This is a genomic window from Bifidobacterium reuteri DSM 23975 (genome assembly GCF_000741695.1).
In the GTDB taxonomy this organism is placed as follows: domain Bacteria; phylum Actinomycetota; class Actinomycetes; order Actinomycetales; family Bifidobacteriaceae; genus Bifidobacterium; species Bifidobacterium reuteri.
On the sequence record NZ_JGZK01000005.1, the window covers coordinates 62,831 to 87,800 of the forward strand.

At 64.3% G+C, this 24,970-nt stretch carries 39 protein-coding genes and 1 tRNA gene; 3 read left to right on the forward strand and 37 right to left on the reverse strand.

All coding sequences use genetic code 11. The features are described from left to right. Window positions 1-30: 30 nt before the first annotated feature. The 22 genes from BREU_RS05515 to BREU_RS11905 all read right to left on the reverse strand — a co-directional run bounded on the left by BREU_RS05515 (window position 31) and on the right by BREU_RS11905 (window position 17,677). Window positions 31-690: a hypothetical protein gene (locus BREU_RS05515; protein ID WP_044090517.1), complete on the reverse strand. Its 660-nt coding sequence runs from the start codon at window positions 688-690 to the stop codon at window positions 31-33. Further along, entirely contained in the window at window positions 687-1,781 is a 1,095-nt protein-coding gene (locus BREU_RS05520) for a hypothetical protein (RefSeq protein ID WP_044090518.1), read from the reverse strand. The genes BREU_RS05515 and BREU_RS05520 overlap by 4 nt, the downstream gene beginning before the upstream one ends. Then, window positions 1,781-4,021 (reverse strand): fibronectin type III domain-containing protein, encoded by a 2,241-nt coding sequence (locus BREU_RS05525; protein ID WP_044090519.1) that lies wholly within the window; start codon window positions 4,019-4,021, stop codon window positions 1,781-1,783. Before BREU_RS05525 ends, BREU_RS05520 begins: the two co-directional genes overlap by 1 nt. Before the next feature lie 66 nt (window positions 4,022-4,087). Beyond that, complete coding sequence (locus BREU_RS05530; RefSeq protein ID WP_044090520.1) at window positions 4,088-6,994, reverse strand: tape measure protein; 2,907 nt, start codon at window positions 6,992-6,994, stop codon at window positions 4,088-4,090. Window positions 6,995-6,997: 3 nt separating this feature from the next. After that, window positions 6,998-7,243, reverse strand: a complete 246-nt coding sequence (locus BREU_RS05535) for a hypothetical protein (protein ID WP_044090521.1) — start codon at window positions 7,241-7,243, stop codon at window positions 6,998-7,000. Between the two features lie 128 nt (window positions 7,244-7,371). Continuing rightward, entirely contained in the window at window positions 7,372-7,722 is a 351-nt protein-coding gene (locus BREU_RS05540; RefSeq protein ID WP_044090523.1) for a hypothetical protein, read from the reverse strand. An 11-nt stretch (window positions 7,723-7,733) separates the two neighbouring features. Further along, entirely contained in the window at window positions 7,734-8,342 is a 609-nt protein-coding gene (locus BREU_RS05545) for a hypothetical protein (RefSeq protein WP_044090524.1), read from the reverse strand. Window positions 8,343-8,368: 26 nt separating this feature from the next. After that, window positions 8,369-8,758: a hypothetical protein gene (locus tag BREU_RS05550; protein ID WP_044090525.1), complete on the reverse strand. Its 390-nt coding sequence runs from the start codon at window positions 8,756-8,758 to the stop codon at window positions 8,369-8,371. Next, window positions 8,755-8,997 carry a hypothetical protein gene (locus BREU_RS05555; RefSeq protein ID WP_044090528.1) on the reverse strand — a complete coding sequence of 81 codons (243 nt, stop codon included), beginning with the start codon at window positions 8,995-8,997 and terminating at the stop codon, window positions 8,755-8,757. The genes BREU_RS05550 and BREU_RS05555 overlap by 4 nt, the downstream gene beginning before the upstream one ends. Next, a complete protein-coding gene (locus BREU_RS05560; RefSeq protein WP_044090530.1) occupies window positions 8,994-9,329 on the reverse strand; it encodes a hypothetical protein in 336 nt (111 codons plus the stop codon). Before BREU_RS05560 ends, BREU_RS05555 begins: the two co-directional genes overlap by 4 nt. Beyond that, window positions 9,326-9,757, reverse strand: coding sequence for a Gp19/Gp15/Gp42 family protein (locus tag BREU_RS05565; RefSeq protein WP_044090532.1), 432 nt, complete (start codon window positions 9,755-9,757; stop codon window positions 9,326-9,328). Before BREU_RS05565 ends, BREU_RS05560 begins: the two co-directional genes overlap by 4 nt. A 17-nt stretch (window positions 9,758-9,774) precedes the next feature. Continuing rightward, a complete protein-coding gene (locus tag BREU_RS11895) occupies window positions 9,775-10,275 on the reverse strand; it encodes a hypothetical protein (RefSeq protein WP_140490555.1) in 501 nt (166 codons plus the stop codon). Then, window positions 10,275-11,171 (reverse strand): phage major capsid family protein, encoded by an 897-nt coding sequence (locus BREU_RS05575; RefSeq protein ID WP_044090533.1) that lies wholly within the window; start codon window positions 11,169-11,171, stop codon window positions 10,275-10,277. The genes BREU_RS11895 and BREU_RS05575 overlap by 1 nt, the downstream gene beginning before the upstream one ends. Window positions 11,172-11,225: 54 nt before the next feature. Then, a complete protein-coding gene (locus tag BREU_RS05580; protein ID WP_044090536.1) occupies window positions 11,226-11,702 on the reverse strand; it encodes a hypothetical protein in 477 nt (158 codons plus the stop codon). A gap of 117 nt (window positions 11,703-11,819) precedes the next feature. Further along, window positions 11,820-12,155: a DUF2513 domain-containing protein gene (locus BREU_RS05585; protein ID WP_052382041.1), complete on the reverse strand. Its 336-nt coding sequence runs from the start codon at window positions 12,153-12,155 to the stop codon at window positions 11,820-11,822. A 13-nt stretch (window positions 12,156-12,168) separates the two neighbouring features. Next, window positions 12,169-12,390, reverse strand: a complete 222-nt coding sequence (locus BREU_RS05590; RefSeq protein WP_044090537.1) for a hypothetical protein — start codon at window positions 12,388-12,390, stop codon at window positions 12,169-12,171. Between the two features lie 7 nt (window positions 12,391-12,397). Further along, window positions 12,398-13,804 (reverse strand): VG15 protein, encoded by a 1,407-nt coding sequence (locus tag BREU_RS11250; RefSeq protein ID WP_081886569.1) that lies wholly within the window; start codon window positions 13,802-13,804, stop codon window positions 12,398-12,400. Next, entirely contained in the window at window positions 13,692-15,224 is a 1,533-nt protein-coding gene (locus BREU_RS05600; RefSeq protein ID WP_081886570.1) for a phage portal protein, read from the reverse strand. Before BREU_RS05600 ends, BREU_RS11250 begins: the two co-directional genes overlap by 113 nt. 1 nt (window position 15,225) lies before the next feature. Next, complete coding sequence (locus BREU_RS05605; RefSeq protein WP_052382043.1) at window positions 15,226-16,668, reverse strand: terminase; 1,443 nt, start codon at window positions 16,666-16,668, stop codon at window positions 15,226-15,228. After that, window positions 16,646-17,059 (reverse strand): hypothetical protein, encoded by a 414-nt coding sequence (locus BREU_RS05610; RefSeq protein ID WP_044090538.1) that lies wholly within the window; start codon window positions 17,057-17,059, stop codon window positions 16,646-16,648. The genes BREU_RS05605 and BREU_RS05610 overlap by 23 nt, the downstream gene beginning before the upstream one ends. Before the next feature lie 112 nt (window positions 17,060-17,171). After that, complete coding sequence (locus tag BREU_RS11900; RefSeq protein ID WP_044090539.1) at window positions 17,172-17,501, reverse strand: HNH endonuclease; 330 nt, start codon at window positions 17,499-17,501, stop codon at window positions 17,172-17,174. Beyond that, on the reverse strand, window positions 17,498-17,677 hold the full coding sequence (locus tag BREU_RS11905) for a hypothetical protein (protein ID WP_044090540.1): 180 nt from the start codon (window positions 17,675-17,677) through the stop codon (window positions 17,498-17,500). The genes BREU_RS11900 and BREU_RS11905 overlap by 4 nt, the downstream gene beginning before the upstream one ends. 107 nt (window positions 17,678-17,784) lie before the next feature. On the opposite strand from BREU_RS11905, the gene BREU_RS12535 reads away from it, so the two are divergent. The 3 genes from BREU_RS12535 (at window position 17,785) to BREU_RS05625 (ending at window position 18,335) form a co-directional block, all read left to right on the forward strand. Continuing rightward, window positions 17,785-17,907, forward strand: a complete 123-nt coding sequence (locus tag BREU_RS12535) for a hypothetical protein (protein WP_258184992.1) — start codon at window positions 17,785-17,787, stop codon at window positions 17,905-17,907. Window positions 17,908-17,974: 67 nt separating this feature from the next. Beyond that, a complete protein-coding gene (locus BREU_RS12160) occupies window positions 17,975-18,133 on the forward strand; it encodes a hypothetical protein (protein WP_140462408.1) in 159 nt (52 codons plus the stop codon). Continuing rightward, complete coding sequence (locus tag BREU_RS05625) at window positions 18,123-18,335, forward strand: hypothetical protein (RefSeq protein ID WP_044090543.1); 213 nt, start codon at window positions 18,123-18,125, stop codon at window positions 18,333-18,335. The genes BREU_RS12160 and BREU_RS05625 overlap by 11 nt, the downstream gene beginning before the upstream one ends. Before the next feature lie 48 nt (window positions 18,336-18,383). Here BREU_RS05625 and BREU_RS11915 read toward each other — a convergent pair. The 15 genes from BREU_RS11915 to BREU_RS05690 form a co-directional block, all read right to left on the reverse strand. Continuing rightward, a tRNA-His gene (locus BREU_RS11915) sits at window positions 18,384-18,483 on the reverse strand. A gap of 187 nt (window positions 18,484-18,670) precedes the next feature. After that, window positions 18,671-18,952, reverse strand: a complete 282-nt coding sequence (locus BREU_RS05630) for an addiction module antidote protein (protein ID WP_044090544.1) — start codon at window positions 18,950-18,952, stop codon at window positions 18,671-18,673. Then, window positions 18,946-19,257 carry a type II toxin-antitoxin system RelE/ParE family toxin gene (locus BREU_RS05635; protein WP_044090545.1) on the reverse strand — a complete coding sequence of 104 codons (312 nt, stop codon included), beginning with the start codon at window positions 19,255-19,257 and terminating at the stop codon, window positions 18,946-18,948. The genes BREU_RS05630 and BREU_RS05635 overlap by 7 nt, the downstream gene beginning before the upstream one ends. A gap of 68 nt (window positions 19,258-19,325) precedes the next feature. Further along, entirely contained in the window at window positions 19,326-20,117 is a 792-nt protein-coding gene (locus BREU_RS05640) for a hypothetical protein (protein WP_044090546.1), read from the reverse strand. Between the two features lie 193 nt (window positions 20,118-20,310). Then, on the reverse strand, window positions 20,311-20,505 hold the full coding sequence (locus tag BREU_RS05645; RefSeq protein WP_044090547.1) for a hypothetical protein: 195 nt from the start codon (window positions 20,503-20,505) through the stop codon (window positions 20,311-20,313). Next, window positions 20,492-20,755: a hypothetical protein gene (locus BREU_RS05650; RefSeq protein WP_044090548.1), complete on the reverse strand. Its 264-nt coding sequence runs from the start codon at window positions 20,753-20,755 to the stop codon at window positions 20,492-20,494. Before BREU_RS05650 ends, BREU_RS05645 begins: the two co-directional genes overlap by 14 nt. Continuing rightward, window positions 20,752-21,024 (reverse strand): hypothetical protein, encoded by a 273-nt coding sequence (locus BREU_RS05655; RefSeq protein WP_044090549.1) that lies wholly within the window; start codon window positions 21,022-21,024, stop codon window positions 20,752-20,754. Before BREU_RS05655 ends, BREU_RS05650 begins: the two co-directional genes overlap by 4 nt. Beyond that, window positions 21,021-21,290: a hypothetical protein gene (locus BREU_RS11255; RefSeq protein ID WP_052382044.1), complete on the reverse strand. Its 270-nt coding sequence runs from the start codon at window positions 21,288-21,290 to the stop codon at window positions 21,021-21,023. The genes BREU_RS05655 and BREU_RS11255 overlap by 4 nt, the downstream gene beginning before the upstream one ends. A 109-nt stretch (window positions 21,291-21,399) precedes the next feature. Next, a complete protein-coding gene (locus BREU_RS11920) occupies window positions 21,400-21,579 on the reverse strand; it encodes a hypothetical protein (protein WP_052382045.1) in 180 nt (59 codons plus the stop codon). Then, the gene (locus BREU_RS11925; RefSeq protein WP_044090551.1) at window positions 21,580-21,789 is read right to left on the reverse strand and encodes a hypothetical protein; all 210 of its coding nucleotides are present in this window, start codon (window positions 21,787-21,789) and stop codon (window positions 21,580-21,582) included. Window positions 21,790-22,301: 512 nt separating this feature from the next. After that, window positions 22,302-23,342 carry a hypothetical protein gene (locus BREU_RS05670; protein ID WP_044095853.1) on the reverse strand — a complete coding sequence of 347 codons (1,041 nt, stop codon included), beginning with the start codon at window positions 23,340-23,342 and terminating at the stop codon, window positions 22,302-22,304. Further along, on the reverse strand, window positions 23,342-23,608 hold the full coding sequence (locus BREU_RS12645) for an HNH endonuclease (RefSeq protein WP_414133020.1): 267 nt from the start codon (window positions 23,606-23,608) through the stop codon (window positions 23,342-23,344). The genes BREU_RS05670 and BREU_RS12645 overlap by 1 nt, the downstream gene beginning before the upstream one ends. After that, window positions 23,584-23,829, reverse strand: coding sequence for a hypothetical protein (locus tag BREU_RS12235; RefSeq protein ID WP_044095856.1), 246 nt, complete (start codon window positions 23,827-23,829; stop codon window positions 23,584-23,586). The genes BREU_RS12645 and BREU_RS12235 overlap by 25 nt, the downstream gene beginning before the upstream one ends. A 70-nt stretch (window positions 23,830-23,899) precedes the next feature. Then, window positions 23,900-24,412 carry a hypothetical protein gene (locus BREU_RS11265; protein ID WP_052382047.1) on the reverse strand — a complete coding sequence of 171 codons (513 nt, stop codon included), beginning with the start codon at window positions 24,410-24,412 and terminating at the stop codon, window positions 23,900-23,902. Window positions 24,413-24,544: 132 nt separating this feature from the next. Continuing rightward, window positions 24,545-24,970, reverse strand: a complete 426-nt coding sequence (locus BREU_RS05690) for a single-stranded DNA-binding protein (protein WP_044090665.1) — start codon at window positions 24,968-24,970, stop codon at window positions 24,545-24,547.

Sequence of the window (24,970 nt, forward strand, 5' to 3'; positions counted from 1 at the left end):
CTCCTTTGCCACGAGATTTTCCACGAGCAGTCATGTGAACTCCACGCCATCCGGTATCGGCATGCTGAACCGTTGGCAGATGACACGATCACTGCTGCCGAGCCCACCCAGAAGTGTGATGCTCCCATCCGTGTTCCAATCGGCCTGCTTGCCCCAGTTGCCGCTGACGACGGCGCCGACACAGCCCAGGCTTATCTTCCTGCTGGGTTTCGGTCCGCTCGAATACAGCCAGACCGGGAACCCCGCCGAAAGGTTGACCGTGGACTGGAAGCCGCTCAGATTGACATGCAGCAGTCGCGCGCCCCGGTTGACGATGATCTCGTTCGCGCCCCCATAGGCGTCGCCCTTGAAACTGTTCGTGTCCTGGAACCTGAACTTTGCGTGTTGCATGGACGCTCCCGCGCCGGGTCGTGCGAGGACGCCGGTGACGAACGACTGCGTTCCGTATGTCTCGACGATGACGCGGTCGCCGGGGCCGCATCCGAGACAGTCCACGGTGATGGGGATGGCGTGGAGCGTGCCGCCGCCCACGGTCAGGTCTGCCGTATACCCGCCGGAGGTGAGGTCGATGCTGACGACGGTAGCCCGTCGCAGCGAAAAGGAGGGGCCTGTGGGGGAGATGTTGCGGATGAGGTCGAGACCGAGACGCCGGCCCATGCTCCTCGCGTCTTCAAGCGCGTCAGAGGTCATCGTGCGAAGCTCCTTGCCTCGGTCTCGACCGGCAGACCGGCGGTGAGATCGATCTTCTGCGTGCGGACGGCGAGGTCCCCGCGGATGCCGCCGGCCGGATAATCCAAGGTGACCACGTCCCCGATGGTGACGGGGGCGTAGATGTGGGTGAACGTGACGCGTCGTATCACGGACTGCGCGGTGGCTAGCAGCTCCGCCGCCTTCGCGTCGGCCATGGCCTGCGCGTCCGTCTCGCTCATGCCGTCGGGGATGTCGCTGTACGTGTACGTTTTCGAGATGGTGCGGCCGCGCGTGACGGTGCTGAATTCGGATGCGGGGTCGTCGTCCACGGCCATACCGCGGATGTCGCGCTCCTGGTCCGAGTAGATGACGATGACCTGGTTGGCGGTGTCGAACCAGTCCCGTTCGTCGGTCATGCTGCGTACGAACCGGGCGTCCGGCCCCTCCGTGAACGTCCAGGAGGGGGCGCGGTCCTTGGGTTGAGTGTACGGGGTGAGCAGTACGCGGCCCATGGGGTCGGTGCGTGCGGAATTCCAGCCCATCAGGTCCAGAAGCTCGTTGATGGCGTTGAGCTTGTTCTTCTGCGCGCTGTCGTCCATGCCGAACGTCCACGTGGTGCCCATCCGATAATCCGTTGCAGGGTGGGCGGCGGTCTCCAAGCCGGCCTCGCGGATCGTCTCGTCGATGAACGTCAGCGGGTTCTCTCCGGGTTGCAGGCTCACGGGATAGGCGAACTGGTCGTCGGACAGCTCCCTCAATCGTCCGTACAGGTTGAGGGGTCGGGAGTCCGCATCCCCTCCGGTGACCTCGCGTTTGGGCCCGTCCGGCAGGAACGTTCCCAAGGCGATCGATTCACGGGTCCCGTCCTCATAGTCGAGGTCGGCCCACACGCGAAGCAGGTCGGTGGGCGAGTCGGACGGCCCCTCGAAGTCGAGCGTGGCGCTTTCGGTCACGTCGGTGTCCTGGTTGCGGGTGATGGAGCCGCCCCGGAGCACGCCGTCCACACGGCCGGTCTCCGCCCCGCTCGCACGGTCCACGCGCATGATGCGCACCGATGTGACGAATCCCATGAGATGATGCGTCATGTCCATCAGCGTTCCGGCTCCTTCCACACGATCTCGTCAAGACTGGCGGAGAAGTCCACGGTGAGACCGTCCGCGGCGATTTTCTGCGACATGGAGACGCGCACGCGCATGCGCGACCCGTCCATGTTGCGGAACCACCCGTATGCGTAGGCGCGTGACAGGCGGCGTATGCGCCGGTACAGGCTCCCGTCGCCCCAGTCGTACCTGGACGACACGGCCACCGTGTTGTCAAGGTCGCGCATCTGATAGCTGACCGGAAGCCCGTCCATGTCGCCGCTGGCGAAATGGTATTCCTCGGTGGCCAGCTCGGGTTTCTCGGAGACCGTGAACGCGCCGCCTACAGGCAACGCCTCCTTAGCGTCCGCACCGAAATTCAGGCAGCACATGTCGGTGTCGATCAGGACGGTGGACCGGGTGACGCTGTTCGCGCCCGAGGATGCGATGGCGACCGCCTCGAGCGTGTACGCGTACCGGAGTGGCGGCAATGGGTCGATGACCTGATGGCCGTCCGCCAGCCCGTCGCTCAGTGTGACCGTATCGTCGTCGATGACGCGCCGCACCATCACGCGGACGGTGGATGGACGGTCGTCTCCGGCCGTATCCCCGTACCGTACCGTGTGTGTGGCGTACAGCGTGTCAGGGTCCACCGTGGTCTCGATCCGCGGAGGCGCGGGCGGCGTGTACTCGGCCGTGACGAGCTTCGACGTCGTCGCGGTGAGGGTGCTGCCTCCTCTCACCGTCACGCTCACGGTGAATTCGCTGCCGTTGGCGGGAAGGAAGTCCGTGCCGTTGACGGTCAGAGAGGTCACGCCCGGCGCCGGAGTCGCCTCATAGGCCGTGACGCCGGCACGGGAGATGGTGACACGCTGCTGGCTGACGCCCGTCGCGTCCGAGACGCTCCACGCGACCTGGAAGGGAAGCTCGGTGATGACGACGCCCGGTCTGGTGATGACCACGTTGGGGGGATTGGCGAGCGTGAACGATATGTAGTCGGACCATGCGCCCCAGTCGGCGTGCAGGCCCTTGGTGCGGACGCGCACCTTCCAGGTTCCGGTGAACGAGCCCACGTCGATGGGCATGTCCGTTCTCGCGCCCTGCACGGTCAGTGTCGGGTAGGTCTGCGTGCCGACCGTGTACTCGATTTGAGCGGCCGACTGGGCGGACCCATCCGGATGGTTCGGCTTCCACGAGACCGTCAAACCGTCCGCGATATCATACGTTGCGCCCTGCGTGGGGTTGATGATCGTGGGCGCGGACGGCGGCGTGATCGTCGTGACCGAATTCGAAGCCGTCCACCCGGAGTACAGGATGGTCCTGCCCGTATCATCCCCGTACACGGGCCGCGTGTAGCGAGCCCGATAATACACGGTGCCGGCCGGGGCGGCGGTATCCTCCCATGAGACCTTCCCGTTCGACGGTATCCGGACCTCGCCCACATCCTCCCACGTCTGCGAGTCGAGACTGCGCTGCACCTGCAGTCGGTACGCGAACGTCTTCGACGCGTCCACGCTGACCGTGACCGTGCTGGCCCCGGATTTGACCGCAGACACGGTGGCCGGCGCGGTGGGCGTCGTATACAGGTAGGTGAGGTCCACATGACTGGAATCACCGGCCTGGTTGCGCGCGTACACCGAGTAGCCGATCCGACTGTTAGGCTTCTGTCCGGTGGCCCGATAGTTGGTCGCACTCCAGCCGAGCGTCGCGACATTGCCCCAGATCACGCCCGTGGTCGCACCATCCGTGTAGATGATGCGGTCGATGATCACCTGCTTCCACGGCTGCGGATACCCGCCGTCGTAGTCGCCCGTCCACGTGAGGTTCGTGGCCGAATCATCCACACGACTCCAGTTCACGTTCCTCGGGGGACGCGGGGCACGGTAGCGGATGCCGCCCACCGGCACCCCGCAGGAGGCGTTCGACGTGCCGGCATGGGTGCCGTTGAAGTATATGCTCGCTGAGCAGGTGATGTTGCGGGAGCCTTCGGTCTTGGCGACCCGCAGGTCGCCGGTCAGCACCGTCACCTCGCCGTTCGTGCCCGTGTTCTTCGTACCGGAGTTGTCCGTATGGTTGACCTGCTGGCCGTTGACCCACACGGTCGCCGCGACCCAACCGTAGTAATACCAGCCGTTGAACGCCTGCCAGCGGGCCTCCACATGAATCACGTCTGACGTGTCATCGTACGAGGTGACCCAAGCGGCCACATGACACCGCCAGTTGCCGATACCATTGCCGTAACCGTCAGCCATGCGAACCTCCTAAAGCGAAAGACGAGAGAAGACGACAGTGGGCCGGAATGGTTTCCGGCCCCCATGTCATGCGCGCGACCGCACCGTCACGCCGGCCGCGTCCACAAGCTCCTCGATGAGAGAGGAAATGCGGGCGTCGGACTGGACGCGACGGGCATCGATGCTGATGTTGTATGTGATCGTCCTCGAAGCGGGCACCGGCTGCCATACACCGGAGCGCATGCCGGCGAGGTCAAGGGCGGTCATGGTCCTGAGCGCGTCCGCCGTCCACGCAGCGAACGCGGACGGGACGACGCTGGTCTTGAACGATACGCCGTCGATACGGTCGCTCATGGCCGTCATCACCTTGTCGATGGCGGACATGGCCTCCGGCATGCCACGGCTGACGCCCTGTGCGAGACCGGACACCAGCGCGCGACCGGAGTACGGCGTCCATCCGCGTCCGCTGAACGGGCCCTCCTCCGCCGGCGAGTGCGGCAGGAACGAGCTGATCTTGTCCATGACGCCGCTGATGGCGTCGCCGGCGGCGCCGATCATGCCGGTGATGCCGTCGATGAGACCCTGGACGATGCTGCGGCCCGCGTTGGCGAGCCATGAGCCGGCGCCGGAGAAGAATCCGGTGATCTTGTCCTTGATGCCGCTGATGGTGCCGAGGACACCGTCAACCCCGTTCTGGGCGGCGGTCTTGATGCCGTTCCAGATGCTGGAGAACGCGGTCTTGATGCCGTTCCACGCCGCATCCCAGAGGGATTTGATGATGTTCAACCCTCCGCGGATGGCGGCCTTGATGGCCTCCCATATGCCTGTGAACACGCTTTTGATGGTCTGCCAGATGCCGGAGAACACCTGTTTGATGCCGTCCCATGCCTGCTGCCAGTTGCCGGAGAACACGCCGGTGAGGAACGTGATCACGCCTGTCAACACGGTCAGGACGCCTTGGATGGCGCCGATGATCGCGGTGATGACCGGGGTGAGGACGCTGATGATGGTGGTGACGACCTGCGTGATGACCGGGATCAGCGCGGTGATGAGCTGCACGATCGCGGTGATGACGGGGACGAGCATGCCGATCAGCGTGGTCACGATCTGGATGATCACGGGCAGGAACGCGGCGATCATGGTGACGATCTGCGAGATGACCGGCATGAGCATGGACGCGATCATGGTGACGATCTGCATGATGGGCAGCAGGAGCATGACCAACGCGCCCACGATAACCGGGATGATCGGTGCGAGAGCATCCACGAGCGTGGTGACGAGCGGGCCGATGGATTCGACGAGCTGGCCGAACACCGGGGCGAGCTGGTTGAAAGCGTCCATGATCTGCGAGATCGAATCCTGCACGACGGGCATGATCTGCGTGAACGCGTCACCCAACGCCGTGCCGAGCTGGCCGAACGCGTCCATGAGCGCGGGCAGGTTCGCCTTGATCGGTTCCAACGCCTTCATGAACCATTCGCCGAGGCTCTGGAGGACGGGCGCGGCAGCGTCCAGCATGCCGGTGAACGCCTGTCCGAGCGAGTCCACAAGGCCTTGAAGGACGGGCAACGCCTGCTGCCATGCGGCTTGCACGGACTCCCACAACGGCTGCAGGAAGTCCATGAACGACTGCCATGCGGCCTTGCCGGTCTCGGTCTGCGTGAAGAAGTACACGAGGCCCGCGGCAAGGGCGGCCACGCCGGCCGCGACCAAACCCCATACGCCGACAGTGCCTGACAGGGCCCCGCCGAGTGCGGTGGCCGCGCCCTTCAACGATGACAGCATGCCGGACATGCTCCGCGCGGCATTTTGCGCATTGGCCACCAAAGTCAGGTTGCGCGCATATTCGCCAAGACGGGCGACAGTGCCGCCGAGTTCCGGACCGATGATGATCGCGGCGCTCAGACCGTCCGCAGACGCCTTGACGAGGTCCATGGCGCCGGCGAGCGCGCCGAGCCCGCTGGACAGGGCCGTGTACGCCTTGATCGCTGCGAATCCTCCCGCGACGGCGAGGAGCGCCGTGTTGATCGCGGCTGAATTGTCCACGTACCACTGCAGGGCGCTTTTGAGTTGGGCGAGCAGGTTCACCGCGGTGGGGATCGCGTTGGACAGGCCGTCGCCCAGCGCTTTGCCCACGTCTTCCAACGCGGGTTTCGCCTGGGCGGTGAAATCGTCGATGATGGGGATGGCCTGGTTGGCCATGCTGGTCAGCCCGTTGATGACGGGTGTGGCGATGGTCTCGCCCAGACGGGACAAGGCCGCCCTGATGTTGCCCATCGCTCCGTCGAAGCTTTCGCCTGCGGATTGGGCGGCTCCGCCGAGGTGTTCGCGCATCGCGGCCTCGAAGTCCGCGAAGCTGACCTTGCCGTCGGAGACCATGTCCTGCGCTTCGGCGGCTGTGATGCCGAAATGGTCGGCCAGGTATTGGAGGACGGGGATGCCGGACTGCATGAGCTGCAGCATCTCGTCGCCCTGCAGCTTGCCCTTGGCGGCGACCTGCTGGAAGATCAGGCCCATGTCAGTGAAGCTGCGGCCGGACACCTGCGCCACGTCGCCCACGGTGGACAGGACGCCGGCGAGCTCGTCGCCCTGCCTGATGCCGGAGGCGACCAGGCTTGCGGCGACGCTGGCCGCGTCGCCCAAACCATAGGCGGTGCCCTTGACGCTTGCGAGCGCGTCGGACATGATGCCGTCAACGCTTTTCGTGTCATGGCCGAGCGCCTTGAGCTTGGTCTGGGCGCGTTCGATGTTCAGCGCACGGTCGAAGCCGCCCTTCGCGGCCAGTCCGACGATCGCGCCGGTGACGGCGCCTACCGCTGTCACGCCGATATTGCCGACCGTCTTGAACGCGCCGCCGACACGGCTCAGGATCGTGGAGCCGGCGGTCTTCACGCCGCTTGTCGTGGCGTCGCCGATGCTTCCCTCGATGGCCTTGCCCAAGCCCTTGGTGGAGGGGCTGATGATGATGTAGCCGGTGCCGAGCTCCTTCGCCATGGGTCAGGCTCCTCTCTGGTCGGACGTGATGCCGAGACGTGCGTTGAGCCTGTCGCGCAGGGCCTCGTCGTGGACGGCCGCCGTATGGGCGCCCGGCGCGGATGGCATGGTGAGCGGATCGGGCTTCTCCCAAGCCGGACGTCTGCGCATCCTCGTGGTCTGGCTGGCTGCATGGATGTACTTGTCGGCCGGGTCGGGGATGAACGACCATCCGGCCAACGCGGCGAAGCTGCGGCTGGAACGGTCCATGAGAATCTCCCGGAACATGGGCCACGCCGCGTAGGCGGGCAGCAGTTCCGGGTCCCACGGGCCGCCCCAGACGAGGCACCAGTCGCATTGGATCGCCGGGCGCCTCGTCCACCACAGGTGAAGGAGGATCAGGATTTTGGGTCGGTGGAGGACGCCTTGGCCCACGCGTCGATGATGCGTCCGACATCCTTGATCTTGTCGCCGCTCTTGCGGTCGAGCTCGCGTTCCAGACGCGGGTATTCGCGCGTCAGATAGGCGAGGAGCACGGACAGGAGCCCGATCTTCTCGTCCTCGTCGAGGTTGTCCCATCCGCGGCTGATCGCGGTCATGCCTACGGTGAGCACCGCGAGCGGCACATGGCGTGAGTCGTCGAGGCGGGGCAGGTCCAGCTTCACGTCGCCGTACTGGATGTGCACCGGCTTCGAATCGGACTGGTCGGTGACGAGTTCGGGGGTGATCTGCGTGTATTCGGCGGTCATGTCGTCTCCTCTCACGCGGTCTTGGCGAAGCCGTACGCCTTCATGAAGTACGGGTGGGCCGCGGAGTCCTTGTAGGTGCGCAGCGTCATGCCGAAGTTCTGCAGGTTGCTCACGTTCCACGTGATGTCGTCGCGTTCGCCGACCTTCGCCTTGGGGAAGTGCAGGAGGATGAGGTCGTCGTTCTGGCTCAGGCCCGCGACCACGTACTGGGCGAACGTGTTGCAGTCCGCGGCGCTGACGGTCAGGCCTCCCTCGGCGTCGAGCGTGGCGTCGAAGTAGGTCTCCACGATCTCCTTCTTCGATTCGAGGCCGGCGAACTGCACCGTCCAGTAGCCGCCCGAATTCCAGGAGACGACCGTGTTGCCGTTGTGCGCGGTGAAGTCGTTCGAGTCCCCGGCCTCGGGATGGATGGTGATGCCGTCCTCGCTGAAGTAGCCCAAAGGCTCCTTGCCTTCCGCGGGCCTCCAGTTGGGGCCGAACGTCAGGTTCTCGGCGAGCGGGTATTTGAAGATCGCCGCCTCCTTGATGAGACGGACGAGGTCGCTGTTGTTGCCGTTGTACACGAACTCGAGTCCGGTGGCTCCGGCGGCGAGCAGGCTGGTTTCCAGATTGTTTGCCATGATGATGTCCTTTCAGTGGGAAACGTTCATCGTGTGGCGACGGTCAGCAGGACCTCGCCATACGCATAGTCGATGCCGAGCTGTCCGTCATGCCGGCGGATCGGCCCGGATTGGATGGCCGCGTCCACGAGCGGCCTGGTCTTTCTGTGGGACAGCAGCGCACGCACCCCATCGGAGAACATGCCTGCGGCCGCGACCCAATCGCACGAGCCGTCCGGCTGGGTCGCGTAGCAGGACAGGCTGACGGTCATATGCTGGGTGATGGGTGTGGGGCAGGTGCCGGGGGAAAGGATGATCAGGCATTTCGGACCATCGCCGGAGGGCATGTCCCAGCCGACATCGACGCCGGGCAATGCGGCGGAGAGCAGCCGGAACAGCATGTCCGAGGGGTCCGCGCCCGGAAAGGAGGGCGTCATATCCGCACCTTCCCGAGCATGTCCTTCATCAGGCCGCGATGCTTGCGTTCGACCTGCATGGGGATGGTGGCGACCACGTTGCCGCGTTCGCCGTCCTCGTTGCGGTACACCTTGATGGACGGGTGCACCTGCGCCATGCCCTCGACCTGCTCCTGCACGTCGTCGAGCAGCTGCCTGTTGTGCAGGAGCTGTCTGGACACGTTCTTGCGGTTGAGCACGACCTTCACGTTGCGGCTCATGCGTCCTCCTCTCGTTCGATCCGGTATTGCACGCCGATGACGGTGCCGTCGCGCGCCCACAGTTCCGGCTCCCGCGTCACGGCGAACGTCATGCCGCGCAGGACGGCCTGATCGCCCGCGTGCACGTCGAACGGCGGACGGCCGCGCGCGTACAGGTCGAAGGCGGCCGGCGTCACCGCGCGGGCCACGTCGGTGGAGCGTTGCGCATGGTCCGGGGCGGCGAGCACGTGCAGGATGCCGAGCGGGACGGGTTCGCCGGCGACGCGCCTGCCTTGGACCGTCGAGACCGCGGCTCGACGGAATTCGACCGTCTCCAGTGGTTCGCCCGTCATGCGTTCATGCTCCCGTCCGTCATGTCGATGCTGAACATGCGCTGCCCTCCCAGGCCGAGGGCGCGCAGGAAACCGTCGTTCCACCGCAGGTAGCCGTCCGGGCTCGCCCAACTGTAGGAGTTGGAGAACGGGCCCGTGGTCTCGGTCGTCTGCGTGACTCCGGTGGGCCCGCCGGCGACCTGCTGTTCCATGGCGGTGCGCGTCATCTGGCAGGCCACGAGCTGCAGGCCCCGCCGGTGAGCCGTCCACCATGCGGGGTCCTGTGTCTCCGGATAGCGGGCCACGTGGTTGCGGATGATCTCGCTCGCGTCCTTGAGCAGCTCGTCCGCCTGCACACGTTCCGCGTCGGTGAGCCGGTGCCAGCGGGCCTCCAGTTCCACGTGGGTGGCGAACGGCACCGGCTCCGGATTGGTCTCGTCGTCGGCCATATGCCGTCTCCTCCCGGTTATCCGATGGCGGACGGCTGGTCCGCCGGCTGGTCGCCGGCCGGAGCCGTGGCCGTGGTCACGGTGACCTGTGCGGTGGTGTCGTCACTGAACGTGACGGTGCCGCCGGTCACCTTGCCCGCAGCATCCGTGGTCAGGGCGAGCTTGGTCACGGACTTGCCCGCAGGGCCGGGAGCCCCGGTCGCGCCCTTCGCGCCGGGGGTACCCGGATCGCCCTTGTCGCCCTTCGGCCCGGAGACGGCGACCCCATCGGCGAGCATGCCCGCCGTGATGCCCTTCGCCTTCACGCTCGCGGTGATCACACCCGAATCCGTGTCTCGCACGAGGTCGATGCCCGCGCCGGGGACGAGCGCCCCCTGCGGGATCGTCGTCGGCGCATCAGAGCCGGCCTTGAACGGGGTGCCGTCCGGGTTGTAGAGGGCAACGGGAGCGTCCAGGGGGCCGGCCTTGTGTTTGGCGGTGCGTTTCTGGACGATGAGGTTCTGCACGGGGAAGCCCATCACGCCCCCTCTCCGGCCGGGGTCTTGAGGACCGCGAATCCCTTGGGATCGAGGACGGCGTACGCGAACACGGCCTCAGTGCGGTAGGCGACCATGTTCACGTTCTGCAGGTCGGTGCCCGCATGGTCCGGGTCGCCGTAGGGGATGACCGTGGCGAACATGTCGCGCACCATGCCCCATTTGATCAGGCTGAAGTCGCCCATGAGGGCGAGCACGCCGGTCGGCGTCTTGGCCTTGGTGCCGTTGACCGTGCCGGACGTGGCGGCGGTGATGCCATCCAGGCTGCCGGCCTGAAGGTTGAGCGGAATCTCCGGATAGAAGCGCATGCCGGTGGACGGGACGCGCACCTTGCGCAGGCGGGACGCCCACGTGCGCGACAGGGCGACGCCGTTGACGTCATACGTCTGGTTGAGCGCGTCGGCCAGAGCGTCCACGTTCGCGATCTCGTCGTCGCCGGCGGGCACCTGCACGGCCCCTGCGGTCAGTGCGTCGTAGCCGGTGAGGGGTTCGCCGTCCTTGGGGTTGACGGCGTGGTATATCACGTAGTCGAGGGCGCGGCCGATGGCGGCGGCCTGGTCGAGCTGGATCGCCTCGATGATCTGCGTGCGGTTGTCCTCGTCGGCCCACTGGAGCTCGTTGGTGACGCGCGTGGTGGTCTGCACCTTGAAGCGTTTCGCGCTCACGGTGGTGGTGTCCTGCTCGTACGAGCCCTTGGACTGGCCTTCGGCCACGACCTCGGCCTCGCTCTTGCCGTTGAACATGAGGAAGTCCTTGTCGGTGAAGATCATCGGGCTGGACGGGCTGAGCGCGGCGATGGTGCTCGTGTCCTTGGCCTTGTTGACCACCGCGGTGGCGAGCTCCCTGGGCAGGGGCAGTTTCTCCAATGTCATTGCCATGATGGTTCGTTTCCTTTCGGGAATGGAATTGGGATGTGGTTGCTTGGTAGGAGGTCAGTCGGAGAAGATGCGGTTGACGAAGTCGCGGGTCTCCTGTCCCTTGGCGGGATGATCCGGCTTGCCGCCCTGGTTGGGCATGCCTTTGGGCTTGGGATGCGCCCACTGGTCGAGCTTCTTCGCGTACTCGCCCATGGCCTCGAGGCTGTCGCCGTGCAGCAGGTCCGCGGGCACGCACGTGTCCTTCGACACCTGCGCCGCCCACTCGGCATGCTGCCTCTCCGCCTTCATGGCCGCGTTCTCGGATTCGAGCTCCTTGAGACGCTTCGCGGTCTTCTCCGCTTCGCTTAGGCTTGATTCCTTGAGCTTCTCCAGTTCCGCGGCGGCAGCGCTGTTGTCCTTCGCGCGCTGCTCCCACTTGCGAGAATGCGAGACCGCCTCCCGGTACTTCGCCTCCCAGTCCGTCGTCTGCGCTTCGCCGTGCGGCTCCGTCGCCTCTTGAGACGGGGTGGTGTTGTTGGCTTCCTCGGCCATATGGTTCCTCCTAAATGGGTTGATACGGGCCCGTTTCGGGCATAAAAAAACCACCCGTGCGGGTGGTCAAGAAAAAAAGAGGTTTAAGGGTCAGAGTCCGAGTGCGTCGGAGGCGGCTTAGATGGCGACCGCCTTGACGATCTCGAACGATGCGCTGCCGATCGTGGTCATGATCGTCTTCTTGGTCTTCGACCAGATCGACTCCGAGCGCACCGCGTCAAGGAAATCGTTGCCGGCCCACGTGAGCGGGCCGACCGTGGCATGGACGACCGAACCGCCTGCCTCGCGCAGCAGCGACGCCTCGACCAGTCCGGCCTCCTGCATGATACGCACATGATAGGCGACCAGTTCGAATGGGTGCGCGTCATCCGTGAACGCATGCGCATCCACCGGACCGGAAGCATCCGCGCACGTCTTCAGGATCGAACGCACCAAATCAAGATCACGACGCATGGGAGTCCTTTTCCTAAAGCTGGCCGAGATCCTTCTTACGCGCATATTCGGCACGAAGTTCATCGGAGGAAACATAATCTCCGACTGACCAGCGTTTCTTTCCCTCGCGAGAAATCCACTCCTGTTCCTCAGCCGATGGGGGTATGAATCCCGTTCTGGCGTGAATCTGCGCGATGAGCTCGGGATCGGTCACGATGGTGACCTGATCCGGTGTCGTCACGAAGCGTTCGTTCATGGTTTAATCATACCAATCTCGCATAAATTATAGGTTCGCCATTTTTCTGCCGTCCAAAGCCTTCGAATTGCAGATAGCCCCCTCGTGGAAGGAGTATCTCATCCTGCCCCTTCTTCTTGGTGATCGGTTCGAGATACACGGCGTTGACCCCCGGAGGAAGCAGAATTCGTGTGGAGACTCTGGCTCCGTCCATCTCGACTTTGACGCCTCCCTCGAGGAGGGAAGTCGCCATGTACCCATGGTGTTGGACAATCTTGCCGAGTGGAATCGTCGCCAGTTCGTTCAGGCTATCTATGCCGAAGACATCCAGTCGCATATAGCGGTCTACGGTGAATTGCCGGTGCGTATAGTGGTCGGTCAAGATCTCGTCGATAACTTCGATGCGTTTGCCAATCACATCGGTCGTCTTGATATTACCGAATAACGCATTATTGGTTTCTTTGAATGTGCCATCGGTCCAACCACGCAATACTCTCTGTTTCTGTTCGGGGGTGTATCTATCCCATGGCATGCGCACGGTGAAGTCGGACAGCCTAGCGAGTTCGGACTCTGTCGGCCTGATTGCATTATGGCTCCATCGGATGTCCGGTGTCGGGGTGACGCCGTCACTGAGTTTGTCGGCGTAGAGGCGGCGCATGGCGGCGAGCTCGGCGTTGCGTGGCGCGTTCTCCCCGGCAGCCGCTTTGCCTGCCTGATACATGCTCTTGCATTCCTGCTGGCTGGGGGTGAGCACGTCGTCCTTCCATCCGGGGATGGCGGTGCAGTGGCATTTCCCGTCGTGGAAACTGGCGCCGAATTTGGCTTTTTCCTTGCTGTGGTAGACGAAGCCGCGGCCGGCGAGCATGACGCAGAACGCGCATGGCTTCGCGCCTCCGGTGACGCGCGCCCAGCGGGGGCCGGTGGGGTCGTCGGCGATGTCGCGTTCCATGGTGTAGCGTGCGGAGGCGCGCACCATGTCGGCGGCCCATTGCATCGCGTCGTCCATGTTCCTCAAGCTGGGCCACAGGTCGTCCACGGTCAGGCCTGCGCGGGATTGGCCGTTCTTCAGCTGCGTGTAGTTCAGACCGTTCCAGTCGCCGCCGTTGAAGCCGCCAACCATGCGGTAGAGCGTAAAATCGGGGTCGTAGACGCCGCTGGTGGCATAGTCCTCCAACGTGTAGCCGTAAGCGTTCTCGTAGGCCTTGCGGACGGCGTTGTAGTAGTCGTCCGCCTGCTGGCTGGCGTCGCGCGCGTAGTCGCGCATGATCCCGGTCAGGTCGGCGTCCGCACGGCCGTAAGCGTATTCGATGGCGTCCGCCGCCTCATCGGCCAGCATCTCCAGACTCGACTGGTACGCCTTGGTCAGCCGATCCAGAACCGTTTCCAGTTCCTTGCGGCTGCTGTCCGACAGTGGAGGCAGGTTCGGATTGGACATCGGAACCTCCCTGCCTGCTTATGGCTGCCTGTTGGCGTATCTGATCAATGTGCTCTTGGGCCCTCATGCGCTGCTGGTAGGCACGGAAGCTCCTGAGTTCGTCGGCATTCAGGCCGAGCTTGCTCAGGCCTACGTCGGAGTCGGCCCACGTAGGGTTGGCTCCGGCGACCTTCGTGTAGTAGTCGGCGCGTGCCGCCTCGGACACGACGCGGGTCGGCGCCCACAATGGTCGTATTCCAGCCAGGTCGGGTGGATTGGCCGTGTTGTCGCGCAGTTGGACGGCCATGCTCATCGCGTTCATCAGTTGGATGCCGAACGCGCGGTTCTGCCGGTCCGCGATGCGGGTCAGCTGGTCCTCGGCCGCAGCCAGGGCCTCCGCGCTGGTGGGGTTGGTCAGGCGGATGCCGAGCTGTTCGGCGGGGATGCCGGTCTCCGCACTGGCGAGCATGGCGATGGTCTCCAACATGTCGCCGTGTGGCTGCATGGATGCCTGCGTGACCTGCTGGAGCGTGGGGATGTCCCCATTCTCGTCACGGGACACCGCGTTGATGCTGGACACGAGGCTGGACCAGGTGTCTTTGCTGAACGCGTCACGGTTGAGTCCGAGGAACCAGATCTTCGGCACCGAGTAGAACTCGGCGGACGCCTCCATGCGCACCATGGTGCGCATGGCCATGTCGGTCAGGTTCATGAGCGTGCGGTTGATGCGGCTGTGGCCGAACGGCCGGTCGCCCCGGTCGTAGACGATGGGCACCACGCTGACGCGGTCGAGCCGGTTGTCCTGGCGTTCCGCCTTCCAGCCGCCCGTGTCGCGCCGGCATGCGTAGTTGCGGCCGGGCAGCCACGCGTTGAACATGGTCATGTTCCCGTACTGGTCGTTGTCGGTGATGGTCAGGGCGGCGGCGATCCGGTGGCGCGTGTTGTCCCAGATCGCGGCGGACCAGTCCGCCGAACGCGGGATGACGAGGATGCGCTCCCCAGATGGGTCGTCGGGATCGTAGTCGATGGTCAGGAACGAGCAGGAATGCTTGTAGCAGCTGATGATGGCCTCGCCCATCGTGTCGGTCAAGGCGTTGTCCATGACGATGCGCCCGATGCCGTTCGGGTCGCCGTCGGGCGTCTCGAATCCCTCGAACACGCTTTTGTCGGCCAGGGCACGCACGCTTTTCTGCGGCCATCCGACCACGACGCCGGCCTTGGCGGCCACGATGTTCGGGATGCTGATGCCGAGGTTGTTGAACCGTTGCCTGCCGTCGTAGAACGCGCTGCGCAGAAGGTTGCGCGCGTAGTGGTCGCGCCAGACCTTCAACAGGCGGCGGATGGTGCGCATGTCGTCGTCCGGCACGCCCCTGATGCGACTGATCAGCGAGCCGGCGGTGTTGAGGTATGGGGTTCCGGAGGCTATGGAAAGGTCGGTCATGTCAGACCATCACCTCCTGTCTTCGGTTGGGGTTGCGTTTCGTGATGTAGGTGCCGTACAAGGCGAGTGTGACGGCAACCAGTGGGCTGATGTCGATGTCGCTGCCGGTCTTGTTCCAGCCGAACGCGCCCGACTGGCCGATGCTGCGGGTGGTGGCGTTCGCGACGGCCTGCGCCAACGCGGGCTGTTCGCTGTCGGGCAGGTGGGTGAGCTTGCGGTCGCGCAGCATATCGAGCAGGCGCCCGCAGGCGCGTCCCATGTCGCCCGCGTTCGTGACGATCACGCGCACATGCCGGGCCTTCAGATCGGGCAGGAGCGCCATGGCGGGCGACTGGCCGTCGATCACCACCGAGGCGGCGCGCGGCCAGTGCTCGCTGATGTAGTCCACCGCCCACGCGGTGCCCTTGGATTTCGTGGATTCGAACTCGCGCAGCTCGACGTGCGCCGAACCGTCCGCATGTCTGACCGCGCCGCCGATCGCCAATGTGCTCCGGTCGGGGCTCATGTCGATCGCGTAGCCGACCAGATCTGTTTGGGTGGGGGAGAACGGGCCGTCGATGGCGGCGTGTTTCCATTGCTCAGGGTCGATGGCGGTGTGCGTCGTGGTCTCGTCCCAGATGCCGAGCGCCTCGCGGCGGAACGAGTCCTCCGACAGCAGGTTGCGCATGCGCTGGATCGCGGTCTCGCTGGTGCGTTTCGGGAAACTCGGATTGGCTTTCGCCCACTGCTCGCGGTCATCGGGGTCGGCGTCCCGGTCCGCCGACAGTTCCACGTACACCATGCCGTCGGTGCCGCCCAGCGCGTTGCGGCGTTTCTCCTCGAACGCCTCGGACTGGTCGCCGGGCTTGGGCGGGTTGCCCAGGAACACGACCAGCGGGTTCGGGCTGACGTTGACGATGGGGATCATGTTGTCCAGGGCGCGCACGGTGAGGATCTGCGCCTCGTCGAACACCTCCACGTCCACGCTGTGCAGGCCTCGGCCGAACCCGTTCTCACGCGCGCCGAACATGATGCGGCTGCCGTTGCGGAACGCGATCTCCTGCTGGCCGTTGGCGCGGCGTATGCGTTCCACGTAGCCGCCGAGCACCCGGTTCCTGGCGATGTCGCACAGGTCGGCGAACGTCTCATCACTCGTGCGTGTGTGGTGCGCGGTCCAGATGACCTTCAGCCCCTTGCGCAGGATCGCGAGGAGGAACATCGCCGTGCCGATCGTGAACGTCTTGCCGATCTGCCGGCAACTGGAGACGACGGTGCCGCCCTCCCCGCACGCGTACTTTCCATCCTCGCGTTTCGCGAGCATCAGATACAGCAGCCCCTGCTGCCACAGGTCATACGAGATGCCGGCCTTGACGGCGACCTTGTTGAGCACGGTGAAATCCGAGCCGATAATGCCGGACGGCCGGACGAGGTGCACGGCGATCTCAGACAACCGACGCTCCGGCATCCTCGCCCACCTCCTGTTCGTCGAGCAGTCCGGCCAGCGGATCACCACCGGACAGACTGTGCAGCTTCTCACACACGGCCAAATATTTGGCGACGATGTTGGGCATCGCGTTCGCCGGCGTGTCCGGATCATCCACATACGCCTTCAACCGGTCTCGCACGTGCCGCAGCTCGTCCTCCATGCTGCCGTCCATCATCCGCTCAAACTCACGGCCGGTCAGAGGCGCGGGCTTCGCGTCGCGTTCCGGTTCTGGCTTCGACGAGGGACGTGATGGGTCGGTCTTGTTCTGACGGGCTCGCTGCGCGGCCTTCCGGCACGCGGCCCCGCAGTACTTGGCGGTGGACCGCATGTTCGAAGGCAGCGGATCGCCGCAGTTCGCGCAGACACGCATCTGTGACACCTCCAATCTGCCGTGACATGTCACGGATGCAAACACCGGGGAGAGAACGGCCCTGCACCCGAGGTGGCTCAAAAGGCCGGGTGGGGGTGGCTCCCCCCTGGGGTTACCAGTCGCCGCTGGTCGTCAATGGGAGCGACGTGGTTGATGGCGTTGGTTTGTGTTCGAGTTGGGCTCGCGCGTATGCGTCGCTTTTGTTGCTTTTCAGGCGGTTGCAGTGGCGGTGGACGAGCCGGCAGTTCGTGAAGCTCAATGGGTCGCCGCCTCGTGAGACCGGGATGATCTCGTCGACTTCCGGGCTCATTGGGTGCGGTGTTCGGAGGGTCTTGTCGACCGGTTTGCCGCAGATGGCGCATGTGTCGTAGGCGGCGAGCACGCGCCTGCGCAGCTGGTCGCGTCGCCATCCGTTGGCGCGGCGTGGGTTTCTTCTGCTCACTGTTCCGTCTCCTTGTGGATGTGTTCGGTGATGCGGTCGAGCAGCCGGTCGAATGCGTTGGGGTCGAACATGCTGGGTCCGTCTGGGTATGCGGCTCGCATGGGTGCGGGTATGTCGATGCTGCGCAGGATGCGTCCGGACTGGTCGGTGATGTGCAGGGTGATGGTGGGCGGCATGACTTCGCCTCCCGGAATCGTTGGAAAACATAGGCGTGTCGCAATGCACACGCATTGCATATCTATCATTATTGCGATATGATAGATATGTCAATCAAGGAAAGGAGGTGAACACGGAACTCAAGGATTGGCTGACGCTCATCACCAGCTGGGTCGGCATCGCGGTGACGATCTGGCTGGGACTGCGCAAGGACGACAAGCCCAAGCGCGGCAAGCGCCGCAAGAAGTAAACAGGGTTCCGGCTAGACCTATTAGCCGGAACCCTCCACCAATCCTACCCGAGGACCATGGAACGCCATGAACAAGAACAGGACACTGGCAGTCGCGAGCATGCTGTTCGCTGTCATATCCGCCATGCTCGCGCTGACCGACGCACCCTATGGGGCGGCAGGGTTCGCCATCGCGGCCGGTCTGGCCGGACTGTTCGCCGGATGGAGGCGAAGCGATGACGACTGAATACCTCGGCGTCAAGCAGGTCGCAGAACACCTCGGCATCACGCAGGGCGCACTGCTCAGCCTGCGCCTGCCGGCGCCGGACGCAACCATCGGCCGCACGCGCGGCTGGCTCCCCGAGACCATCGACGAATGGAACGCCAACCGGCCCGGCCGCGGCGTCGGCGGAGGACGCCCACGCAAGCACAGGAACGACGACGACTGAAACGGATACGGCGCTCGCGAAACATATCGCGGGCGCCGTTCTCTTGTTTGGTGGCTTGGGCGGTATTCGAAGCCGCGGACCAGTGGCGGTGTTTGCTGGTCACGACGCTTCACAGCGTCGTCCTTTAGTCCTCTCGGGCACGCAAGCCTTGGCGGGCGGACATGATTCGCATCCGGTTTGGACCCGGTTGCGCCCGATCGGGGAGCCGCCCATATGCGAAACGGCCGCATCACACTCGTGTGGTTACGGCCGTTTACCGGTCATCGCCGTTGCATGGTAATGACCAATCTAGTAACAGTATGCGTGACAGTCGCGGGTTTGTCAAGCCCGGCCGGTCAGGCGGGTTGGACGGTGAGGCGTCCGCCGAGCGCGTGGACGACCTTGAGGATGGTCGCGAAGCTGGGGTTGCCGTCACGGCTGAGGCTCTTGTACAGGCTTTCGCGGCCGACGCCTGCCTCTTTGGCGATCTGGCCCATGCCGCGGGCCTTGGCGACGTCTCCGATGGCGGCCTGCATGAGTTTGGGGTCGCCGGTCTCGGCGACGGCGTCGAGGTAGTCGATGGCGTCCTGTTCGCTGGTGAGGTATTCACTGGCGTCCCAGTCCCTGATGTTCACCATTGGTGGTCCTCCTTGAGTGTTCTGAACAGTTGGTGCGCGTGGTCGATGTCGGCTTGTTGGCCGCGTTTGGTGCCTCCTGCGAGCAGGAGCATGAGCACGTCCGCCTTCTGCGCGAAGTAGACGCGGTATCCGGGGCCGAAGTGGTAGCGGAGCTCGGAGACCCCTTCGCCTACGGTGTTGATGTCGCCGACGGGTCTGCCGGCGAGCGCGCATTGTCTGATGCGTGCGACGATCCGGTTGCGGTCCTTGCTGTTTTTGAGGGTTTTGAGCCAGTCGTCGAATTCGTCGGTGGTTTTGATCTCCATGACGCCTATTGTATCTTATGGAAGACAAGAGGGCAAGTCGGCGAGCATCGGCCCCGGACCTGCTTCCATCAGGTCCTATCGCGTTCTATCGCTTTTCGTCGTTTTGGCGACGGTTTCATGCCGTTGCGTCGTGCCCGGTCGTATCCGGCGAGTCTGGTGTGCGCCTGCCATACGTCCCAGATGAGGAACACGGGCGCCGTGCCGTCCGTCCCGACGGGTTGGATGATGCTGCGTTTCGCCCATTGGCGTATCGTCGCCGCCTTGATGACGATGCCCCACGGCTCCAGCAGCCTGGACAGTTGGGCTGGCGTGCCCTTGACGCCGCTGAGCCGGAGTCGGAGCATGTCCAATTGGTGGATGTCCTTGATGCGGTGGGTGGTGTGGCATTTGGGGCATTCCACGTATCCGCCGGCCAGCTCCTGACTGTCTGCCCTCAATTCGTGCGAGCAGGCGGGGCACCAGCCGATCATCTTCGTGTCCTCGGGCGGCTCCAGCAGGTAGGAGGCGCGTTCCGCCAGCCCGCGCGCCTCGACGGCGAATCCGTCTGTCGTGGGTTCGGGAAGACGGTCCAGACGGTTCAGGTTGATGATGACGCCCTGCAGGACGCCTGGCGTACCCATGCCGTGGTGCGTGTGCAATCCCATGAGACGGGCGAGCGTGCCGGCGAACAGAGTGATGTCATGGGCGAGCTGGAACGCGCCCATGTTCAGCGGGCTCGCCTCGATGCTGCGCGTGCAGTGTCCGCCGCCCGCAGGCATGCCGATCGTGGCCTGCCGGTTGGCGAGCAGGTCCAGCACCGGCCATGAGACCTTCAACGCGTGCAGGTCGTGTTTGAGCCCCTTGAACCGTTCGACGTCCAATATCGTTCCCTTCCTCGCTCGGGGTATGATGGTCTGAGGAGATTTCCTGCTCTTCTCTCAAGCCTCTTGCCTCCGGGCGGGAGGTTTTTCTCTTACCCGTGCTTTTTATTTGCCTCCATGGCTCCGCCGACGACATGGAAGCGTCGGAATCGGCCTGTTTCCAACGCTTCCGCTCATTTGCCCGCCATTTGCGTCAATCCGGGAACGCGGGTGGTTGGATGAACTCGGGCCCGTACCGTCTCGACGGAGGCGTCGATGGTCCGGGCGGGCTGATGATGGCCAGCACCTCCTCCACCGGCAAACCGAGCGTCCTGGCGATGTACCCGGTGTCATAGCCTCGTTCGTGCCATTTGACCGCGAGCTCGCGCTTCACCTTACTGGCGGCCAACTCTGATCTCCTTGAGGACGTTGACGGACCGGAAAAACTGGTGGAGCACGTTGAGTCCGTACCGGCGTGGGATGATGACCTCTGTCATGTGATCCCAGTCGAACAGGCTGCTGCCGCCGTGCGGCGACACCGTCTCGTAGCAGAGCCAGCCATCCAATGTCTGTCCCTCCTGCGTGCGGGCGATGAACCGGTGCCGATGCAGCATGTCGATCGGCGTATGCTCCCAGTCGATGCTCTCGCTCACGTTCATTCCGTGTCTCCCGTCATCGGGTCGATCAGGTCGCAGGAGAGCGCGTCCACGTGGTCGCCGGTCTTGTAGGCGAGGCACAGGCGCTTCACATCACCCTGCGTATCCACGTAATGGGTGACGGTCTGCTCGGGCGCGGGCCCGCCCATGGATATGACTGCCGCGAAGGTCAGGCCGATGATCGCGGTGACGGCGAACGCGCAGAAAACGAAGTACAGGAGGCCGACGAAGTTCTCTAGCGTCCAGTCCTGGAATGGTCTGTGAAGTTTCATAAAGTGGTTACGCTTTCTCGTTTGCTTTCTGTGGACTCCCAACGGTTTACGGGTGTTTTCTCCCAGGTTCTCCCCTCTGGGCCTCCCTTTTTCTCCCCGGCCGTCCGGCCGGGTGTGCTACTGCGTCGTGATAGTGGGTTCCAGTCGAATTCACGGTGGAGGAACCGCATGAATCCTGCGGTGACGCAGGCGAGCAGGATGATGAACACGCCGGTCGCGAGCAGAGTGAGCATGTAGCCGACCACGAACACGCCCAGGCCGTTCATCGTCTCCTCCTCGGTTTCCGGTCGTGCAGCAGGTTCGCGAGCTCGAACACGAGGAGGATCAGCATCGCCTCGAGCCAGTCGCGGATGAACGCGAACGGATTCCTGCGCCTCATTCCAGTCCCTTCCGGTTCCTGCGTTCCATGCGACGGCGTCGCGTGTAATACTCGGGGTCGCGTGCACGGATCCGCAGGTACTTAATGTGGTTGGCGATGGCCTTGCGCTCCTCCCGGCTGATCGGGGCGTGCCCCTCGCGTGCAAGCCTGATGAACTCGGCCACGTCCCCATTCATTCAGATCACCTCCGGTACGCGGTGGCCGAGCGTCATGCCCAGCCACCGCCACAACTGCTCCATGTCGTCCCACGATATCGATACGACGGCGGTGGCCTTGTCCGTTTGCACCCAGACGCCGTAATCCCGGCCACGGGCGTTGACTCGCATGCAACCGAGATAATCGGTGCCGTCGGGGATGCCGAGTTCGATCTCGCTTTTGATGCTCATTCGGTTTCCTCTTCCTTTGCTTGTTTTTCCCGGTCTTCGCGGGCCAGTCGGAGCATGATCTCCACGACCTCCTCATGCGTCCGCTGCTGCTGCTTGTGGTAGGCGGACGTGAGCCGGGCCTCGCCCCTTTTCGCGCCGACCCGCCTTGGTGTCGTGCTCCGGCTGGTGATGTGTGTGGCGTGCGTGCTGTTCGGACGGGTAATGCCGTCGCCTCCCCGCTGTTGATCCGTTGTTCGATCCGGATGGCCAGGTCGAACGCCTGCCTCCAGCCATCCAGCCAGCCGGCCACGTATGCCTCCGCCGGTGACTCGCTGCCGAGGCCCGCGTCGGCGAGCGCCTGCAACGCCTGGCCGATCAGCGGATCATCGTCGGTGTGGGCTGTGGGAGTGTCCATGGGATGTCTCCTTCCGTGAATCGTGTGAACAGCGGTGGGTCGTATCGTTGGAGCGTCCGGCAGAACGGGAGGCTGCGGCAGAAGAGCGCGTAGAGGCGTGCCCATGCCTCCGGTTCGCTCATGGCGTGGCCTCCTGTTTCGCCTGTTCGCGGCGTTTCATGCCGCGACGCCAGATCCGGTACCATTCGTCCGGGTAGCGGGCGCGGGCCAACGCCTGCGCCTTCTCGGGCAGTTCGAGCGCGGCGTCCTGCGCTTCGGGGTCGTCGACGTGCGTGCACAGCCAGTCCACGTCCCGCAGTCGTGCGGCCTTCTCCGCCTGCGGGTCGGGTTGGCCGGGCCGTCGCTTCTCGGGCAGCGGGTCGTCGAGCCAATGCTCGCCGTCGAGCCAGTTCGCGGGGGTGAGCGTGTAACCGGGATCCCGGTTCGGGTCGGCCTGGTAGAGGCTGGCATGGGCGATGAGCAGCGCGTTGTTGGTTTTCCTCCGGGCGCGCTTCCACGCTTCGAACGCCTTGCGTTTGCCCTCTTTGCGCGGATACGTGACCCAGAACTGCTCGAAGGCGAGCGGGTACTCCCCGTCGAGGCTCTCGCCGGGCCCCCGTGAGGGGGTTTGGGGGAGAGAGAATTCTTCGTTAGAAGAATTCTTATCTGTATCTGTATCTGTATCTGTATCTGTATCTGTATCTGGCTTCGTTTTGCTTGCCGGTTGCTTCGCGGGTTCTTCGTTTTGCTTCGGGTCTGCTTCGCTGGTGCTTCGCGTCTGCTTCGTTTTGCTTGCCGGTTGCTTCGCGGCGCGCGATTCGCCGGAGGCCTTGCCGCCTTGGCGACCGGCCTCGGCCTTCCTTTCCTTGGCAGCCTCCACGTCTGCGCGGGAACGCCCCTGAGCCTCAACGAAATCATGCAGCCATAAGGTTCCGTCCTCGTGCTCATCCAACAGGTGCGCGTCGATGAGGGCGTCGATGTCCTCATCAGCGGCTCCGAGCAGGCACTTCAGGTGGAAGCGTGACAGCTCGCCGTCGTTCAGCTCTCCCGCGCAGTACGAGATCGCGAAAGTCCATACGGCGAACGCGGATGGATGCTCCATCGCGAGTGTCCGGACCTTCTCGTTCTGCCATAGGCGCGTGCTGATCTTCGCAAACGTCTCCATATTGTTTCTGGACATCACAGCACCTTTTTTCTGAAGTCGATTTCCCGCGCACCTTTCCAGGAGTTGCAGGAGCGGCACAATGTCTGAAAATTCTTGATGGAATCCGCACCGCCGTCGGACCACGGATGCACATGGTCCAACGACAGATTCTTGGCGCTACCGCATCGAAGGCATTTCCACCCGTCCCGCGAGTACACGGCCAAGCGGATTGAATCAGGGATGTAGGCTCTGGTGTCGGATCCGAGGTAGTCGCGTATCACGTAGCAGCCTCGTCGTCGCACTTGAGCAGCATGCCGGAGGCCAGGAGGTCGGCCACATCCTGGTCCGTGGCGCCGAGCACGAACAGGAGCGTGTCCTCGTCGATGCGTCCGTCCGACGTGTGGTCGGAGCACCAGCTGATGGCGAGGACGTGCAGGAGCGCGGCGGCCGGATTGCGGCGGCGCAGTTTGAGCACGTCCTTGTCCTGCCAGTACTGGTTGCTGAGTTTCGCGTATCCGGCCATCAGCGTCTCCTTCCCAGGAATGCGATCACTACGGTGGCGGCGATCAGGAGGACCGCCGCCGTGGCTCCGTTCATGCGTCCGGCCCCAGGGGGAGCCCGTCGTTGAGGATCAGCGCGAACCGTTCCAACGGGAGCCAGACGAGATGCGGGTTGCGTGGCACGCGCCTGGCCTCCCCGCGCAGCTGTTCCGTGAGCTCGGCGAGGTCGGCGACATGCAGGCCCGTCAGACCGGTGAGGAACCGTTCGAAGGTGTCCTCGTCCATGACGGCCATCTGGGCGCCCATGCCCTTCAGGCTTTTCACACCGACGCCCTTCCGGTGTTTGACGAGCACCCCGTACGGGGTGTCCATGTTCGCCATCTCCACCAATGTCTGCCTCCAGTGCTCCCGGTATTGGGGCTCCTTCGTGTCCTTGCATTCCACGCATACGGGTTCGCCACGGAACCTGACGCCGCGGATGTCGCCCTCGTCGAGTCGGCCCTTCAACGGCATGCGGTCGATGCGCGTGTCCTGCAACGCCCACGCGAGGTAACGCACCGTCCAGGTCTCCATGCTGGTGCCCTTACTTTTGCTCGGATTGCCCATGTGTCTACTCCTCCTCGGCTTCCTCCGCGCACTGCGGGCATGGTATGGGACGTGTCGGGAACAGGCTGCACCCGTGTATCGGGCAATGGGGTTCCACATCCTCGGGCTCCTCGTCGCGGTACAGGTGCAGCATCAGAACTCCGGCTCCGTGTCCGATTGCGGCGCCGCCCACGGGTCGGAGGCCGGCGGCTGTGGTTGGGCTCCCGTGAACCCGCCCGTCTGCGGCTGCTCGTCCTTCCTGTGGAGGAAGCCGATCGCGTCCGCGTACACGCGCAATTCACTGCCCTGGCCCCCGTCCTTCTTCTGGTAGAAGCGTTGGGACAGGCGGCCGGTGACGAGCAGCTTCACGCCCTTATGCACGTAGGGGAGCTGTCTTGCGGCCGTGGGCGAGCATTCCACGGTGATCCACATGGTGCCCTGGTCATGCCATTGGTTCTGCTGGTCGTAGTAGCCCTGGGAGACGCCAACGCTGAACGTGGTCAGGCTACGCCCGTTGTCGAACTCCCTGGTCTCCGGATCCCGGCCCACGTTGCCGGTGAAGCTCACGTTCACGCCCAT